The sequence below is a fragment of the Simplicispira metamorpha genome (assembly GCF_004341365.1).
GTDB lineage: Bacteria > Pseudomonadota > Gammaproteobacteria > Burkholderiales > Burkholderiaceae_C > Simplicispira > Simplicispira metamorpha.
The window spans coordinates 63,123-79,701 of sequence record NZ_SLXH01000001.1; the positions used below are offsets into that span (position 1 = coordinate 63,123).

Annotated in this window: 11 protein-coding genes; 9 read left to right on the forward strand and 2 right to left on the reverse strand. The window is 65.6% G+C overall.

All coding sequences use genetic code 11. The features are described from left to right. Positions 1 to 63: 63 nt before the first annotated feature. The gene (locus EV674_RS00345) at positions 64 to 1,032 is read right to left on the reverse strand and encodes a hydrogen peroxide-inducible genes activator (protein ID WP_119012377.1); all 969 of its coding nucleotides are present in this window, start codon (positions 1,030 to 1,032) and stop codon (positions 64 to 66) included. A gap of 71 nt (positions 1,033 to 1,103) precedes the next feature. Between EV674_RS00345 and EV674_RS17630 the strand changes: the two genes are divergently transcribed. After that, entirely contained in the window at positions 1,104 to 3,878 is a 2,775-nt protein-coding gene (locus EV674_RS17630; RefSeq protein ID WP_119012378.1) for a bifunctional diguanylate cyclase/phosphodiesterase, read from the forward strand. On the opposite strand, the gene recG is transcribed toward EV674_RS17630, so the two are convergent. Then, positions 3,868 to 5,976: an ATP-dependent DNA helicase RecG gene (recG, locus tag EV674_RS00355; RefSeq protein WP_119012379.1), complete on the reverse strand. Its 2,109-nt coding sequence runs from the start codon at positions 5,974 to 5,976 to the stop codon at positions 3,868 to 3,870. The genes EV674_RS17630 and recG overlap by 11 nt on opposite strands. A gap of 115 nt (positions 5,977 to 6,091) precedes the next feature. Here recG and EV674_RS00360 point away from each other — a divergent pair, with 115 nt between their 5' ends. The 8 genes from EV674_RS00360 (at position 6,092) to EV674_RS00395 (ending at position 16,536) form a co-directional block, all read left to right on the forward strand. Then, positions 6,092 to 7,402 carry an HD-GYP domain-containing protein gene (locus EV674_RS00360; protein WP_119012380.1) on the forward strand — a complete coding sequence of 437 codons (1,311 nt, stop codon included), beginning with the start codon at positions 6,092 to 6,094 and terminating at the stop codon, positions 7,400 to 7,402. A gap of 29 nt (positions 7,403 to 7,431) precedes the next feature. After that, positions 7,432 to 8,397: a 1-phosphofructokinase family hexose kinase gene (locus EV674_RS00365; RefSeq protein WP_119012447.1), complete on the forward strand. Its 966-nt coding sequence runs from the start codon at positions 7,432 to 7,434 to the stop codon at positions 8,395 to 8,397. Between the two features lie 154 nt (positions 8,398 to 8,551). Further along, a complete protein-coding gene (locus EV674_RS00370; RefSeq protein ID WP_119012381.1) occupies positions 8,552 to 9,358 on the forward strand; it encodes an ABC transporter substrate-binding protein in 807 nt (268 codons plus the stop codon). Between the two features lie 11 nt (positions 9,359 to 9,369). Then, complete coding sequence (locus EV674_RS00375) at positions 9,370 to 12,108, forward strand: sensor domain-containing diguanylate cyclase (protein ID WP_119012382.1); 2,739 nt, start codon at positions 9,370 to 9,372, stop codon at positions 12,106 to 12,108. A 183-nt stretch (positions 12,109 to 12,291) separates the two neighbouring features. Beyond that, entirely contained in the window at positions 12,292 to 12,945 is a 654-nt protein-coding gene (locus EV674_RS00380) for a TetR/AcrR family transcriptional regulator (RefSeq protein ID WP_119012383.1), read from the forward strand. A gap of 161 nt (positions 12,946 to 13,106) precedes the next feature. Next, complete coding sequence (locus EV674_RS00385; protein WP_119012384.1) at positions 13,107 to 13,973, forward strand: alpha/beta fold hydrolase; 867 nt, start codon at positions 13,107 to 13,109, stop codon at positions 13,971 to 13,973. Positions 13,974 to 14,026: 53 nt separating this feature from the next. Continuing rightward, positions 14,027 to 14,980: a VOC family protein gene (locus EV674_RS00390; protein ID WP_132750332.1), complete on the forward strand. Its 954-nt coding sequence runs from the start codon at positions 14,027 to 14,029 to the stop codon at positions 14,978 to 14,980. 14 nt (positions 14,981 to 14,994) lie between these two features. Then, a complete protein-coding gene (locus EV674_RS00395; protein ID WP_119012386.1) occupies positions 14,995 to 16,536 on the forward strand; it encodes a bifunctional 3-(3-hydroxy-phenyl)propionate/3-hydroxycinnamic acid hydroxylase in 1,542 nt (513 codons plus the stop codon). The last annotated feature ends 43 nt before the right edge of the window (positions 16,537 to 16,579 follow it).

The window sequence follows — 16,579 nt, forward strand, 5'->3', positions numbered from 1 at the left end:
TCCTGGGATGGTGGGTGAAAAAAGCCGCCTACAGGCGCACAACCACTGTAGCGCAATCGTGTTTCAGGACAGGCGGGTCACGCCCGGCAGCTCGCAGGCGTAAATGGCATTGCGCAGGGCGGCAATTGCTTCGTAGCGTGTGAAACTGCGCCGCCAGGCCAGCACCACACGGCGCATGGGCGGGGCGGCGCTGGCATCGCTCTCGCACACCGGCAGGTAGCGGATATAGGTTTCGTCGCTTTTGCGCCGGCGCGAAGTAATTTGCAGCGCCGTGCGCGGCACCGCCAGGCGTGGCACCAGCGTCACGCCCATACCGGCGGCCACCATGTGCTTGATGGTTTCCAGCGACGAGCCTTCAAAGCTTTTGCGTATGCCCTCAGCGTTGCTGGAAAAACGCGCGAACTCGGGGCAGACCTCCAGCACATGGTCACGAAAACAGTGGCCTGCCCCCAGCAAGAGCATGGTCTCGTTCTTGAGCTGCTGCGCCGTCACCGACTTTTGCCCTGCCAGCGGATGGTTGCTGGGCACGGCGGCCAGAAAAGGCTCGTCGTACAACGGCGCCATGGCCAGGCCGGTATCGGGAAAGGGCTCGGCCAGGATGGCACAGTCGATCTCCCCCGTGCGCAGCATCTCCAGCAGCCGGGCGGTGAAGTTCTCTTGCAGCATCAGCGGCATTTGCGGCGTGCGCTCTATGCAGTGGCGCACCAGTTCTGGCAGCAGATAGGGGCCGATGGTGTAGATCACCCCCAAGGTCAGTGCGCCTGCCAGCGGGTCTTTGCCGCGCTTGGCAATCTCCTTGATGGCCGCAGCCTGCTCCAGCACGCTTTGCGCCTGGCGCACGATGTCTTCACCCAGTGGCGTCACCGAGACTTCGCCCACGCTGCGCTCAAATAATTTCACGTCCAGCTCTTCTTCCAGCTTCTTGACGGCCACCGACAGCGTAGGCTGCGATACATAGCAGGCATCGGCGGCCTTGCCAAAGTGCTTTTCACGGGCCACGGCGACGATGTATTTGAGTTCAGTGAGGGTCATGGGGGTGGCAGTGTAAAGAAGCGGGCCACAGCGCTATACCATCTGCTTCTGTCTTCCAGGGAGCCCAGACCATGGCTTTGCGTACACCCCGGTCCCTGCACCTGCGTCTGTGGATCGTTATTGCACTGGCCAGCCTGCCGGTGTTTCTGATGGCGTTTCTTGACTACCGTGAGCGGCGCCAGGACGCCATCACCAGTCTGGAAAACGAGGTATCCCGGATGCTCATTGCCGCACGGCTGGCCGAAGAATCGGCCCTGCGCCGCATCCGACAGACCTTCCAGATCATGGCCCGCGCCGACAACCTGCAGTCCCTCGATACCGACGACTGTTCCGGCCTGGCCCAGCGCCTGTTGCAGTCGATGGAAGGCGTCTCCAACATCGGCGCTGCCCTGCCCAATGGCCAGCTGTTCTGTAGCGCCAGCCCGATGCGCGAAGACGTGACCGTGAACGATCGCCTGTGGTTCCAGAGCGCCATGGCGAGCGAAAGCACCACTGCGGGCGATTTCGTGGTCGGTCGGGTCTCGCGCCAGCCTGGCATGGTCTTTGGCCATCCCGTCCGCGACAGCAAGGGGCAGATCAAAGCCGTACTGTTTGCCTCCATACAGCTGACCTGGTTCGAGAACCTGATCACTGAGTTCCAGCTGCCCGCTGGCTGGAATGCATTTTTGCTGAAGATTCCGGGGGAGGTGCTGTCCTACCACCCTGCTGCCGACCTGGCGCTGGCCAAAGCACAAGCGCCCCACGCGGCAGCGCCTTTTCTGCAAGCACTACAGGCAGGCCAGCGGGTGAGCGAACTCAAGGGCCTTGACGGCAACCGGCGCATGTATGGCATCGGCTCACCGCACTTGTCTCGCACGCCCCTGCTGGTGGCCATTGGCGCCCCGCTGGAGCGCACGGTGGCCCGCATCGACCAGGGTTTCTGGTGGCGCCTGCTGTTGCTGGCGGGCATTGCGCTGGTGTCGGTGCTCACGGCCCGCTTCTACATCTGGGGCCTGATCGAGGCCTGGACACGCCAGATCACGGGGGCCATCGACAGTGTGGCCTCGGGGCGCTTGCACACCCGCATACAGCGCTTTTCGCCCGTGCAGGAGCTGCACGCCGTGGAACGGGGCATCAACCACATGGCCAGTGAACTGCAAAAGCGCGATGCAGACCTGCGCCGCCTGTCCGCTGCGGTAGAGCAAAGCCCCGAGGCCATCATCATCACCGACACCTCGGCCCGCATCGAGTACGTGAACGATGCTTTTGTGCGCTCCACCGGCTACACGCAGGCCGAGGTGCTGGGCAAGAACCCGCGCATCCTCAACCAGGGCCTGACCCCGCCCGCCACCTACGAAGCCATGTGGAACGCCCTGCGCGGCGGAAAGCCCTGGCGCGGCGAACTCATCAACACCCGCAAGGATGGCAGCACCTACGTGGAGATGGCCACCATCGGCCCCATCCTCGACGAAGACGGCAAAGTGACCCACTTTGTCTCCACCAAAGAGGACATCACGCAGCGCAAGGCCTCCGAGGCCCTGGTACACCAACTGGCCTACTACGACGCACTGACCGGCCTGCCCAACCGCACCCTGCTGCACGAACGGCTGGCGCAGGCCGTGCGCGGCAGCGCACACGGCCATGGTTTGCTGCTGCTGGTGGACATAGACCGCTTCAAGCAGATCAACGACACCCGGGGCCATGCCGCAGGCGACCTGCTGCTGCGCGAGGCGGCGCGGCGCATCCGCAGCGCCGTGCAAGCCCAGGACACCGTGGCACGGGTGGGCAGCAACACCTTTGCCGTGCTGGCGCCCCACGTAGGCGCCTGGGCCACAGAGGCCAATGCCCGCGCGCACAACCTGGCCCAACAGGTGCACCAGAGCCTGGCCGCCCCCTACGACCTGGACGAGCAAAAACGGCTCTACGCCACCACCAGCGCGGGCATTGCATTGTTTGGCGCGGGCGCGCCCTCTTCCGCCACCGTGCTACAGCAGGTCGAAGTGGCCTTGTACCGCGCCAAAGACGAAGGCGGCAACGCCGTCCTGTTTTTCGATGCAACCATGCAGGCCAGCGTGGATGCGCGCGCGGCCCTGGAAACCGGCCTGCGCGACGCCATTGAGCAACAGGACTTCCAGTTGTTCTACCAGGTGCAGGTGGACAAAGACGGTGCGGTGGTGGGTGCCGAGGCGCTGATCCGCTGGATAGGCGCCGATGGCAAGGTGGTCTCGCCCGCCGACTTCATCCCGCTGGCCGAGGAAACACGGCTGATCGTGCCCATAGGCCAATGGGTGCTTGATACCGCCTGCCAGCAGCTGGCCCAATGGCAGCAGCACCCGGCCACCCGCCACCTGGCGCTGGCCATCAACGTGAGCGCGCGCCAGTTCCACCAGGCCGACTTTGTGGCCCAGGTGCGCGCCGCCATCGAGCGCCACCACATCGACCCCGGCTGCCTGAAGCTGGAGCTGACCGAGAGCGTGATCCTGGGCGATATCGACACCACCATTGAGCGCATGCACCAGCTGCGTGCGCTGGGCCTGCGCTTTGCGCTGGACGACTTCGGCACTGGCTACTCCTCGCTGAGCTACCTCAAGCGGTTGCCGTTTGACCAGCTCAAGATCGACCAGTCCTTCATCCGCGACATGCTCACCGACCACAGCAGCAACGCCATCGTGCGCGCCATTTTGGTGATGAGCGAAGCGCTGGGCCTGGAGGTGGTGGCCGAAGGGGTAGAGACCACCGCCCACCGTGCTTTTCTGGTGGAGCACGGCTGCCAGTTCTGCCAGGGCTATTTGCTGGGCCGCCCGGTACCCATCGCCACCTGGGAAGCAGCGCACCTGGACGCGCCTGCGCTGCCTACTACGCCTTGAGGTAGTCCTGACGCCCACCCAGCCAGCGCGCCACATGGCGCGCAGCCAGTTCGGGGTGGCGCTCAAGCATCCAGGGCGCCAACGCACGCGCCCACTCCAGCAAAGCGGTGTCGGTAGCCAGGTCGGCAAAGCGCAGCAGCGCATCGCCCGACTGGCGCGCGCCCAAAAATTCGCCGGGGCCGCGAATTTCCAGGTCGCGCCGGGCAATCTCAAAACCGTCGTTGGTTTCCTGCATGGCGCGCAGGCGCTCTTTGGCGGTTTCACCCACGCGGCCACTGTCGTTGGTGGCGTACAGCAGCACGCAGGCCGATGCCGCCGCGCCGCGCCCCACCCGCCCGCGCAGCTGGTGCAGTTGCGAGAGGCCAAAGCGCTCGGCGTGCTCAATCACCATCAGCGAGGCGTTGGGCACGTCCACGCCCACTTCAATCACCGTGGTGCTGACCAGCACGCCCATGTGGCCGCCGCTGAACAGCGCCATCACGGCTTTTTTCTCGCTGCTCGCCATGCGCGAGTGCAGCAGGCCCACCATGACGCCGGGCAGGGCCTCGCTCAAGTCGGCGTGGGTGGCGGTGGCGTTGGACAAGTCCAGCGCCTCGCTCTCTTCGATCAGCGGGCACACCCAGTACACCTGGCGGCCTGCCGCCACCTGGGCGCCGATGCGCGCAATCACCTCGTCTTTGCGGCTGTCGGCAATCAGCTTGGTGACGATGGGCGTGCGCCCCGGCGGCAGTTCGTCAATCACCGAGACATCCAGATCGGCGTAGTAGCTCATGGCCAGCGTGCGCGGGATGGGGGTGGCGGTCATCATCAGCAAATGCGGCTCCATGCCGTGGTGGGCCAGCTTTTGCCGCAGCGCCAGGCGCTGGGCGACGCCAAAACGGTGCTGCTCGTCAATCAGCGCCAGCGCCAGGTTTTTGAAGCGCACCTGCTCCTGGATGACGGCATGGGTGCCCACCACCAGCGCGGCCTCGCCGCTCTCGATCAGCGCCAGCATGGCAGCGCGTTCTTTTTTCTTTTGCCCGCCCACCAGCCAGGCCACGCGCTGGCCGCGCGCTGCCAGCAGGGGCTCGAGCCAACCAATCATCTTGGCAAAGTGCTGCTCGGCCAAAATTTCGGTGGGCGCCATCAGTGCGCACTGCCAACCCGCGTCCATGGACACGGCAGCGGCCAGCGCAGCCACCACGGTTTTGCCCGAGCCTACATCGCCTTGCAGCAACCGGTGCATGGGCACGGGCAGCGCCAGGTCAGCAGCGATCTCCTGGCCCACGCGCTGCTGTGCGGCGGTGAGGGCAAAGGGCAGAACGGCCAGCAGTTGCGCGGGCAAAGGCAGGCCACCATCGGCGGGCGTGCGCGCTTGCAGCACGGGCGCACGCAGGCGCTCGCGCTCGCGTTTGGACTGCTGCTGCGACAACTGCTGTGCCAGCAGCTCCTCGGCCTTGAGCCGCTGCCAGGCCGGGTGGCTGTGGTCTTCCAGCGTGGCCAGGGCCACATCGGGGCTGGGATGGTGCAAAAAGGTGAGCGCCTCGCGCAGACTGGGCAAGGGCTGGAGGCCATTTTGGCTATAAATGGCAATCGGCGGCAGCGGCGCCCCGGGCGGCAGGGTTTCCGACAGCTCCACGCGCTGCAAGGCCGTGACCACGGCGCGGCGCAGGTAGGGCTGGGGCAGGCCCGCTGTGGTGGGGTACACCGGCGTGAGGGCGCTGGGCAGCTCGCCGCCAGCGGCCTTGAACGCCGGGTGCAGCATCTGACGCCCCCAAAAGCCACCCTTGACCTCGCCCCGGATGCGCAGGCGCGCGCCCACGGCCAGCGTTTTCAGGTGCGAGGGGTAGAAGCTGAAAAAACGCAGCTCGCAGGTGGCTGTGCCATCGTCCACCTGCACCAGCAACTGACGGCGCGGCTGCAACTGCACCTCGCTGGCGGTGACGGTGGCCTCGATCTGCACGACGCTGCCTTCGCGGGCGTTTTTCAACGGCGTGATGCGCGTCTCGTCCTCGTAGCGCAGAGGCAGGTGCAGGGCCAGATCGATGGGGCGCACCAGGCCAAGCTTGCGCAGCGCTTTTTGCGCGGGGCTGGGGGCAGCGCCAGGGGCTAAGGGCATGTTCTGGGGAGTGGCCTCAAAAGCACAAAAGACCAAATACGTCAGGAATGGCAAAAGGCTATCATGGTTTCTTCTAGTTACATTGCAGTCCCACGGTGGGGCTGGCAGGTCTTTCATGCTCAAGCGAATCAGCGTTCACGATCTCACTATGGGGATGCACATCCATGAGTTGTGCGGCTCCTGGATGGAGCACCCGTTCTGGCGTACCAAATTCACGCTCACCGACCCCAAAGACTTGGCCAGCATCCGCGCCACCGCCATCCGCGAAGTCTGGATTGATGTCTCGCTGGGGCACGATGTGGCGCCGGGCACGGCCTCCACCACGCGCGAAGAGGTGGATCAGCGCATCGACACCGCATTCAGCCGCCTGCAAGACCTGCCGGCCATCAACCTGCGCGATGCAGCACCGCCGCCGCCCCCAACGCCGCAGCCGCAGCCGCAGCCGCAGCCGCAACGCTCGCTGATGCCCACGCGCATGCAAGAGGAGCTGAAAACCGCTGCCGCCATCTGCACGCAGTCCAAAGAGGCCGTGGTGTCGATGTTCAAAGAGGCCCGCATGGGCCGGGCGGTGGACAGCGCCAGCGTGCAAAACCTGGTGCAAAACATCTCGGACTCCGTCACCCGCCACCCGCATGCGCTGCTGAGCCTGGCGCGGCTCAAAACCATAGACGACTACACCTACATGCATTCAGTGGCTGTGTGCGCGCTGATGGTGGCGCTGGCCAAGCAAGTCGGGCTGCAAGACGCCCATGTGCGCAGCGCTGGCGTGGCCGGGCTGCTGCACGACCTGGGCAAAGCCATGATTCCGCTGGCCGTGCTGAACAAGCCGGGCAAGCTCACCGACGAAGAATTTGCCGTGGTGCGCAACCACCCCGTGCAGGGCCACCGCATGCTGCAATCGGCGGGCAACATCGAGGCGCCTGTGCTCGACGCCTGCCTGCACCACCACGAAAAAATCGACGGCTCGGGCTACCCCGACCGCCTGCAAGGCGACCAGATCAGCCTGATTGCCCGCATGGCAGCCATTTGCGATGTGTACGACGCCATCACCTCCGACCGGCCCTACAAAGCCGGCTGGGACCCGTCCGAATCGCTGCGGCGCATGGCCGAGTGGACTGGCGGCCACTTCGACCTGCGCCTGTTCCAGGCCTTTGTGAAAAGCATTGGCATCTACCCCGTGGGCTCGCTGGTGCGCCTCAGTGGCGGGCGGGTGGGCGTGGTGGTGCAGCAAGGCAGCAAGTCGCTGGTGGCGCCGCACGTGAAGGTGTTTTTCTCGACCCGGCACGACCAAAGCATCACGCCCGAGGTACTGGACCTGTCAGCACCCGGCTGCCATGAGAAAATCATAGGCCGCGAAGACCCGGAAAAATGGCGCAGCTACAACACCAACGCGCTCTGGTCGGGGCTGGCCCAGCCCGCCTGGTAAAAACGTTTTCTGCGCCTATGCTGTCAGATATGCACACGTTCCTGACCCTCACCCCCAACCCCGCCCTGGACATTGCCACCGACACCGAGCGGGTGCAACCCACCCACAAGCTGCGCTGCGGCCCGGTGCAGCGCTACCCCGGCGGGGGCGGCATCAATGTGGCGCGGGTACTGCACCGCCTGGGCGCCAGCGTGCAGGCCCATTACCTGGCCGGTGGCCCCAACGGCGAACAACTGGAGCGCCTGCTGGCCGCCGAGGGCATTCCCGCCCATGCCCACCCGATTGCCGGCGACACGCGCGAAAACTTTGCCGTGGTGCAGACCAGCACCAGCGATGAATTTCGCTTCGTGCTGCCCGGCCCAGTGGTGCAAGACAGCGAATGGCAACCGTGGCAGCGCGCATTGAACAACGCCGCACCCGCAGCGCGCTGGCTGGTGGCCAGCGGCAGCCTGCCGCCGGGCATGCCGGTGGATTTTTATGCCCGCCTGGCCCGGCAGGCCCACGCCCAGGGCCAGCACCTGGTGCTGGACACGTCAGGGGATGCCTTGGCAGCAGCCTTGCAGGCCGGGGTGTACCTGCTCAAGCCCAGCCTGCGCGAGCTGCGCGAACTCACCGGCTTGCCGCTGCAAACGCCTGCCCAATGGTGCGCGGGCGCCCAGGCGCTGGTGCACAGCGGCCAGGCGCAGCTGGTGGCGCTGTCGGTGGGGGCGCAGGGTGCGGTGCTGGCCAGCGCAGCGGGCGTCTGGCAGGTCGATGCGCTGGCCGTGCCCGCCCGCACCGGCACCACCGGCGCAGGCGATTGTTTTCTGGCGGCGCTGGTGTTTGCACTGGAGCGCGGCACGCCGCCACCCGAAGCCCTGCGCTGGGGCATTGCCGCCGGGGCCGCCGCCCTGCTCTCGCCCGGCACAGCGCTGGCGCAGGCAGCCGACATCGCCCGGCTGCTGCCCCAGGTGGCCCCGGCCCAGGCACAGCCCACCGATCTGGCAGCGCCCTGATGATTTCCGGCAATCACTATCAAAACCATAGCTGCAAGCGCTTACTGTGCGGGCGCTACAGGCCGATTTGGCTTCATATTCAAACAGCACAGACCACCGGCTGGCCTACAGCCCCCCTGCGCACCCCAGGCCCACACACCACCGCAACACCCTCATGAAACCCTCCGCAACGCTCTGGGCGCTTGGTTTGGTCGTGGCCAGCCTGGGGGCCACTGCTGGCGCCCAGGCCCCGGCCCCCGGCCGCCTGGCCCAGATTCAAGCCACGGGGCAGGTGCGGGTGTGCATCTGGCCGGATTACTACAGCATCTCGCTGCGCGACCCGCGCACGCAGCAGCTCACGGGCATTGATATCGACCTGGCGCACGAGCTGGCGCGCGACCTGGGCGCCAGCGTGCAATTTGTGGACAGCTCCTTTGCCCGCCTGGTGCCCGATGTGCTGGAAGCACGCTGCGACGTGGCCATGTTTGCCATTGGCATCATCCCGCAGCGCCAGCAGGTGCTGCGCTTTACGCGGCCCTATCTGGCCAGCGACGTGATGGCCATCACCACGCGCAGCAACCGCAGAATCCGCACCTGGGCCGACATCGACCAACCGGGCACCATCGTGGCCGTGGCCAAGGGCACGCTGCACGAGCCCTTGATGCGTGAGCGCCTGAAAAACGCCGAGCTCATCGCCCCGGCCACCCCGCACGCACGCGAGCAGGAAGTGCTTTCGGGGCGCGCCGATGTGTTCATCACCGACTTCCCGTACTCGCGCCGCATGTTGGAAACCACCGATTGGGCGCGGCTGGTGGCCCCCTCCGGCACGTACCACATCACCTCCTATGCCTGGGCCATCAAGCCCGGCGACGACGCCTGGCACGAACGCCTGGAACAGTTCATGCAAGCCATCAAACGCGATGGCCGCCTGCTGGCTGCTGCGCGCAAACACAAGCTTGACCCCATCGTCGTACTCGACTGAACAGCGCCCGTATGTCCGCACCCCTGTGGCCCTTGCCAGAGCGCGCTGCGGCGCGCGTGTCCGCACCGCAGCGCCTGGCGCGCAGCCCGCTTTTGCTGCTGGTCGGTTTGCAGCTGCTGCTGGCGCTGGCCGTGGCCGCAGGGGTGTGGGCCACCAGCGCGCACTTGCGGCGCCTGGCGCTGGACAACATGCTCCACCACTCCCAGGAGCAGACGCGCAGCCTGGAAGACCACCTGACGCAAAGCTTCAACCTGCTGCACATGCACCTGCGCGCCCTGGCGGCCGAGCACCCCGACCTCTCCGGCGAGCCGCAGCAGCTGAAAGACGCCCTGGTGGCACTGCAACACAAGCTGCCGTATCTGCGCTCTCTGTCAGCCCTGGACGCGCAGGGCACAGTGGTCATCAGCACCCACGCGGCCAACCTGGGGCGTCAACTGCACCTGGACCCACTGCTGCCCCAGGTCGTACCGGGCACGGCGGGTGTTTTGCGCTTTGGCCATCCCTGGCGCGGGCGTGACTTTGCCGACGGCAGCCCCTGGCCGCACGAACGCCAGCCAGGGCCGGTGGTGGATGCGGGCTTTTTCCCCGTCACCCTGGTGCTGCCCGAGGCGCCACAGTGGCTGCTGGTGGCCGCCATCAACAGCGACTACTTCATCAACCCGGCACTGCACCGCCAGATGTCTGCGCCACTGCACCACAGCATCTATGCCGACGACGGCACGCTGCTGTTTTCCTGTGCTGAAGATGAGCAACCCGGCACCGTGCTGGCCCCGCAGGGCCGGTTGGAACACATTCTGGAGCGCCAGATCGGCACCGCACAGTGGGCGCAGGCCGATGGCCAGGGGCAGCAGCTGGCGGCCTTTCGCACCTCGCGCAGCCACCCCTGGTTTGTGCTGTCGCAGACCCCGCGCCAAGAGGTGCTGCGCCCCTGGGAGCGGCAAACACGCAGCCTGACACTGATTGCGGCCTTGACCCTGGCTGCGCTGCTGCTGGTCACGGGCGCCCTGACCTGGCGCGTGCAGCGCACCCTGACGCGCGAAGAGCGCCACTTGGAAGAAAGCCGCCTGGCCGCCAGCGTGTTCTCGCACACCAGCGACCTGATCGCCATCACCGACCGCCAGGGGCGGGTACTGACCGTCAACCCGGCGTTTGAGCAGGGGCTGGGCTTCAGCGCCCAGGAAGTGCAAGGGCGCAAACTGGGCGAATGGGTCGATGGCCTGCCCGCCCCCACCAACTTTGCCGAGCTGTGGGCTGGCATGGGCAGCCACGGCACCTGGCAGGGCGAAGTGCAGGAGCGGCGCAAAGATGGCACGCCCCTGACCGGCTGGCTGGCCATCAGCGCCGTGCGCGACCACCAGGGCCAGGTGGTGAACTACGTCGGCGTACTGCGCGATTTATCGCGCTTGCAGGCCGATGCGGCCACCATCCGCAAACTGTCGCTGGCGGTGGAGCAAAGCCCGACCAGCATCGTCATCACCTCCACCGAACCAGCCATCGAATACGCCAACCCGCAGTTCTTTCGCTCCACGGGCTACACCCCGCAAGAGGTACTGGGGCGCAACCCGCGCGTGCTGCAATCGGGCCAGACGGCCCAAAGCATCTACACGGCCATGTGGGCGGCGCTGTGCGCTGGCCAGGTGTGGCAGGGCGAATTCGTCAACCGGCGCAAGGACGGCAGCCTCTACATCGAAAGCGCCACCGTGGCGCCCCTGATCGATGCGGCAGGCCGCACCACCCACTACATGGGCATCAAGCAGGACATCACCGCCCAGAAAGCGGCAGAAAACGCCCTGCGCCTGACGGCCAGCGTGGTGGCCCAGACCCACGACGGCGTGATGGTGTGCGATGCCCAGCGGCGCATCATCGACGTGAACCCCGCCTTTACGCGCATCACCGGCTATACCGGGGCGCAAGTGCTGGGGCGCAAGCCCAGCCTGCTGTCTGCGGGCAGCAAAAACCGGGAGCAATACCAGGACATGGAGGCCGCCCTGCGCGCGCACGGGCACTGGCAGGGAGAGTTCTGGAACCGGCGCAGCGACGGCAGCCTGTACGCCATCGCCAGCACGCTGAACACCGTGTGCGACGACGCGGGCAAGGTCACGCACTACATCAACGTGTTCAGCGACGTGACCGAGCGCAAGCACCAGAACGAGCACCTGGAGCTGCTGGCCCATTTCGACCCGCTGACGCGCCTGCCCAACCGCACCTTGTTGGCCGACCGCCTGGCGCAGGCCATGGCGCGCGTGCAGCCTGAGCAGCACCGGCTGGCCGTGTGCTTCATGGATTTGGATGGCTTCAAGGCCGTGAACGACACCCATGGCCACGAGGCCGGTGATGAGCTGCTGGTCATCGTGGCACGGCGCCTGGAAGCCCATGTGCGCACCGACGACACCGTGGCCCGGCAGGGCGGCGATGAGTTCGTCATCCTGCTCAACGGCCTGCCCAACCTGGCAGAGTGCGAACGCGCCGCCGGGCGGCTGCTGCAAGCCGTGCGCGAGCCCATCGTGGTGCATGGCCACACCGTACAGGTGGGCGCCAGCATCGGCATTGCCCTGCACCCGCAAGACGGCAGCGATGCCGAAACCCTGCTGCGCTACGCCGACCAGGCCATGTACCAGGCCAAGCAGGGTGGACGCAACCGCTGGGTGTTCTACGCCCCCGGCATGGTGGAGGCGCCCAGCACCCCACGGCAAGCCACCGACCTGGCCCCACTGGCCCCTGACAGCCAGCTTCAACCACTATTAGATTAATAGCTGTTTGCGCTTATTCCACAAGGCCTAGGGGCTAATTTTTGTAAAAACCCAGTACCCCTCGGCGCCATCACGCCAAATGCCTAGAACAGGTTTTAAGATAGGCCCCCGCCCGCCTGGGCCCTTGCCTGCGAGCAGGCGCCCCCCGTTTCACTTGCCCCATGCCGCTTGTCGGCAGTGCCCATGGCTTCTGCTTCCGATCCCCAGCGCCCTCCCCACCACCGCACGGCCACCGGTCAGGCCCAACGCGCCAAAACCCGGACGATGATCATCCGGGCGGCCATTCCCGTTTTTGCCGAACACGGCCCGGACAGCCCGGTGATCGACCAATTTGCCAGCGCCGCAGGCATCTCCCGGGGCACGTTCTACAACTACTTCGCCACCACTGGCGAGCTACTGCAAGCGACGATGGAGCTGCTGGCCAACGACCTGATCGCCAACATCGTTCCGGCCGTAGAGGACGAAACCAATCCGGTGGTGCGCATGGCCACCGCCGCCCGCCTGTATTACCGCCAGGCCCGGCTGGACCCGCTGCTGGGCCGCTTCATGGACTCGATTTCCGGGGTGGGAGCCCTGGCCTCCGAGCATGGGCGCCAGGATCTGGAGGAAGCCATCGCCAAAAACCTCGTCCAAGTGCGTGACATGGAACTGGCGACGGCGATCGCTTACGGGGTGATGGTTTTTGCGCTACGCGCCCCCAGCGAGCACGAAAACATTGAGCAGCGCTCTATCGACGTAGTGCGCGCCATCTTGCGCGGGCTGGGCGCAAAACCCGCCCTGATCGAGCGCGCCGTGGGTGTGCCCCTGCCCCCCATCGCACTGACACCTGCGGGTTAATCCCAGGGCTCGCTTTCCCTTACATTGACAGAAATGTCATTGACGAAAGTGTCAATGTAAATAGACTTCCGTCGGTCGTCTCTGGCGCGGTGCGTGTGGCACCGCCGCTGCCATGAATATGGTGTTCAGCCCCAGGCGAGACGATGCGATGAGAAGTCCCCATGGCAGAGCCCTCCTTTCCCTCCCGCCGCGCCGAAGGCCATACCGAAAACGGCACGGCGTGGCATATCCACTACCAGGTGCTCGGCAGCGGCCCTGACCTGCTGCTGTTGCACGGCGGTGGCCCCGGCGCTACCGGCCTGAGCAATTACAGCAAGAACCTGGACGCCCTGGCCTGCCAGTACCGCTGCTGGGTAATTGATCTCCCTGGCTGGGGCCAAAGCTCGAAAAACCTGAACGCCTTTGGCGGCGCAGGCCCATTTCAGAACGGCGCTCGGGCTGTTCTGGCCTTTATGGATGCGGTGGGCCTTGAGAAAGCCCATCTGGTAGGCAACTCCTTTGGCGGTTCGGCCGCACTGTGCCTGGCCATGGAGCACCCGCAGCGCGTGGACAAACTGGTGCTGATGGGCCCGGGCGGCGGTGTGGTGGCGGGCGCCACAGGCCCCACCGAAGGCATACAGCAACTGCTCACCTATTACCTGGGTGAAGGCCCCACGCTGGAAAAACTCCAGGCTTTCCTGAAAAACCTGGTGTTTGACCAAAGCCTGCTGACTCCCGAACTGGTACAGCAGCGCTTCAAGGCCAGCAACGACCCGGCCATTTGCGCCAACCCGCCCCTGGTGCCCCCGCCCGGAGGGCCTGGCAAAGAAACTTTCATCAGCCTCGACACCCGCCTGGCCAGCTTGCCCCACCGCGCCTTGTTCGTCTGGGGCCTGCAAGACCGCGTCAATCCGGCAGCAGGCATGGAGCCCTTCAAAGCCATGCCTCAGGCGGATTTTGTGCTGCTCGCTCGCTGCGGCCACTGGGCGCAGTGGGAGCACGCCGAGCGCTTCAACGACCTGGTGCTGGGCTTTCTACGCCACGGCTGAACCCAGTTTTATTTTCCTGTTCCCTGTCCATACCAATTCCAAGGAGACATTTGATGCATGCCGTAACCGACCTGGGCTATCTGGGCTTTGAGGTGTCCAACCTCGCCCGCTGGGACACCTTTGCCAGTGAGGTGCTGGGCCTGGCCACCCGCCCCGGGCCCGCCACCGTCGATGGGCGGCCCACGCGCCTACTGCGCATGGATCACGCCAGCCACCGTTTCATCCTGGTCGAAGGCCCCGCCGACGATTGCGCCTTTGCTGGCTGGCGCGTAGCCGATGCGGCTGCAGTCCAAGCGTATGGCCACCACCTCGATACCCTGGGCCTGCCGTGGACTTGGGGCTCGCAGACAGAACTGGCGCTGCGCGGCGTGCAGAAGATGCTGCATTTCCAAGACCCGGAAGGCAATCGCCACGAGGTGTTTTGCGGCATCGCGCAAGGCGACGGCGCCTTTGTCTCCAGCCAGGTGTCCTCGGGCTTTGTGACGGGCGCCGGTGGTCTGGGCCACATCGTCTATGAAGTGAACAACTACCCGGCCATGGTCGATTTTGCGCAGCGCGTGCTGGGTCTGCGCCTGAGTGACCACATCGACATGCCCGTCGGCCCGGACATGGCCATCGAAATTTCGTTCTTCCATGCCAACGAACGCCACCACTCGTTTGCCGTCGCTCCCCGGCCCCCGTTTGGCCCGCAAAAACGCATCCACCATTTCATGCTGGAGGCTGGCAGCATCGCCGATGTGGGCCGCGCGCGCGACCGCTGCCACCAGGCGGGCCACGCCATAGGAATGGACATTGGTCAGCACCCCAACGACCAGATGATTTCTTTCTACGGCGCAACCCCCTCCGGCTTCTTCGTGGAGTTTGGCTACGGCGGCGTGCTGGTGGATGAAGCGCAATGGCAACCCACCCGCTACCTGGGCATCAGCGCCTGGGGCCACCGGCCTCTGCCGCATTTTTCGGACATGCCCCTGCCACCCGGCATGCCCGCCCCCGCTGCCAACGCCTAAACCAGGAGAGCCCCATGAACACCTCCGTGTTTGACACCGACGTTGCCATCATCGGCTACGGCCCCAGCGGCCTGGCCGCCGCCCTGAGCCTGGGCAGCTACGGCGTGCGCGCCATCGCCTTCGAGCGTGAGGCAGCCATCTACCCGCGCGCCCGCGCCATCACGGTCAACGACTGGACCATGCGTTGCTTCCAATCCGTGGGCATGGATCAGGCACTGGCCAAAGGCATGGACAAAACCGCCGCGCTGCGCTGGATAACCTACGACGGCAAACAGCTGATGCGCATGGACTTCCCGCCCTCGCGCCTGGGCGAACACCCCACTTCCTACGCCATCTACCAGCCCACGATGGAAGAAACCCTGCGCAAAGGCATGGAGCGCTACAACGACCAAGTGCAAGTGCGCTTTAGCGTCGAAGTGACCGACCTGCAGCAGGATGCCGAGGGCGTCACCGTCACCAGCAAAGATCTGGCCAGCGGCAAGGAAACCCGCATCCGCGCCCGCTACGCACTGGCCTGTGACGGCGGCTCCAGCCGCACCCGTGAGCGCCTGGGCATTCGCCTGATCGGCGAGACCGTGGAAACGCGCTGGGTAGTGATCGATGGCAAGGTCAAACGCTGGTGGCCTGAGCGCAACATCCTGACGTTTTGGTCAGACAAAAAGCGGCCTGTCGTCGATGTGGCCCTGGCGCACGGCAACCACCGCTGGGAAATCCCGTTGGAGCCGCACGAATCGGAAAAGGACTTTGCCACCCACGCACAGCTCTGGCAGCTGCTGAACAAGCTGGGCGTGACGGAGGACGAAATCGAAATCCACCAGCACGCCTTCTACAAACACCACATCCGCCACGCCGAGCGCTGGCGCGATGGTCGCGTGTTTCTGCTGGGCGATGCGGGACACCTGATGCCTCCGTGGGCGGGGGCGGGCATGCAGTCGGGCATTCGCGATGCCTTCAACCTGGGCTGGAAGCTGCACTGCGTACTGAAAGGCCAACTGCCCGATTCCATTCTGGACAGCTACGAAGCCGAACGCGCGCCCAACGTGGCGATGTACACCGCCATCGCCATTGAGCTGGGCCGCATCATCAAACAGGAGCTGAGCGAGGAAGAGTTGGCCGCCATGGCCCCGCCGCCAGACCAGCCACCGCCGGAGCCACCGCTGCTGGCAGCGCCCTTCCTGGAAGCGGGTTGGGTGCGGGGCCCACTGGGGCCAGACAGCATCGTCGGCAAGATGATTCCGCAACCGCGTGTGGCCGATGCCCAGGGCAAGCTGTGCCTGCTCGATGAGGTACTGGGCAACGGCTTTGTACTGCTGGGCGATGGCCTAGACCCTGCAACGCTGCTGAGCGCCGAAGAAAAGGCCCAGTGGGATCGACTGGGCGCGCGCTATCTGACGGTGCTCTCAGTGGAGCAACGTGGCAAGGGCGCAGACGACATCATCGACTTGAATGGCACCTTGCTCGCCTGGCTACGCCAGTTCAGCGCACGGGCGATCGCCCTGCGTCCAGACCGCTTCGTGGCGGCCACCGATGCCACAGGACTGGCCGTACCCGCCTGAGCCCCCCGCACACCGCGCCCAGAGAAGGCGCGGTGTTGAATTT

Bases quoted from the DNA above. Each gene is read 5' to 3' on its own strand.
- EV674_RS00365 (WP_119012447.1), top strand. From the start codon at position 7,432: ATGCACACGTTCCTGACCCTCACCCCCAACCCCGCCCTGGACATTGCC.
- EV674_RS00375 (WP_119012382.1), top strand. From the start codon at position 9,370: ATGTCCGCACCCCTGTGGCCCTTGCCAGAGCGCGCTGCGGCGCGCGTG.
- EV674_RS00395 (WP_119012386.1), top strand. From the start codon at position 14,995: ATGAACACCTCCGTGTTTGACACCGACGTTGCCATCATCGGCTACGGC.
- EV674_RS00370 (WP_119012381.1), top strand. From the start codon at position 8,552: ATGAAACCCTCCGCAACGCTCTGGGCGCTTGGTTTGGTCGTGGCCAGC.
- EV674_RS00385 (WP_119012384.1), top strand. From the start codon at position 13,107: ATGGCAGAGCCCTCCTTTCCCTCCCGCCGCGCCGAAGGCCATACCGAA.
- EV674_RS17630 (WP_119012378.1), top strand. From the start codon at position 1,104: ATGGCTTTGCGTACACCCCGGTCCCTGCACCTGCGTCTGTGGATCGTT.
- EV674_RS00360 (WP_119012380.1), top strand. From the start codon at position 6,092: ATGCTCAAGCGAATCAGCGTTCACGATCTCACTATGGGGATGCACATC.
- EV674_RS00380 (WP_119012383.1), top strand. From the start codon at position 12,292: ATGGCTTCTGCTTCCGATCCCCAGCGCCCTCCCCACCACCGCACGGCC.
- EV674_RS00345 (WP_119012377.1), bottom strand. From the start codon at position 1,032: ATGACCCTCACTGAACTCAAATACATCGTCGCCGTGGCCCGTGAAAAG.
- EV674_RS00390 (WP_132750332.1), top strand. From the start codon at position 14,027: ATGCATGCCGTAACCGACCTGGGCTATCTGGGCTTTGAGGTGTCCAAC.
- recG (WP_119012379.1), bottom strand. From the start codon at position 5,976: ATGCCCTTAGCCCCTGGCGCTGCCCCCAGCCCCGCGCAAAAAGCGCTG.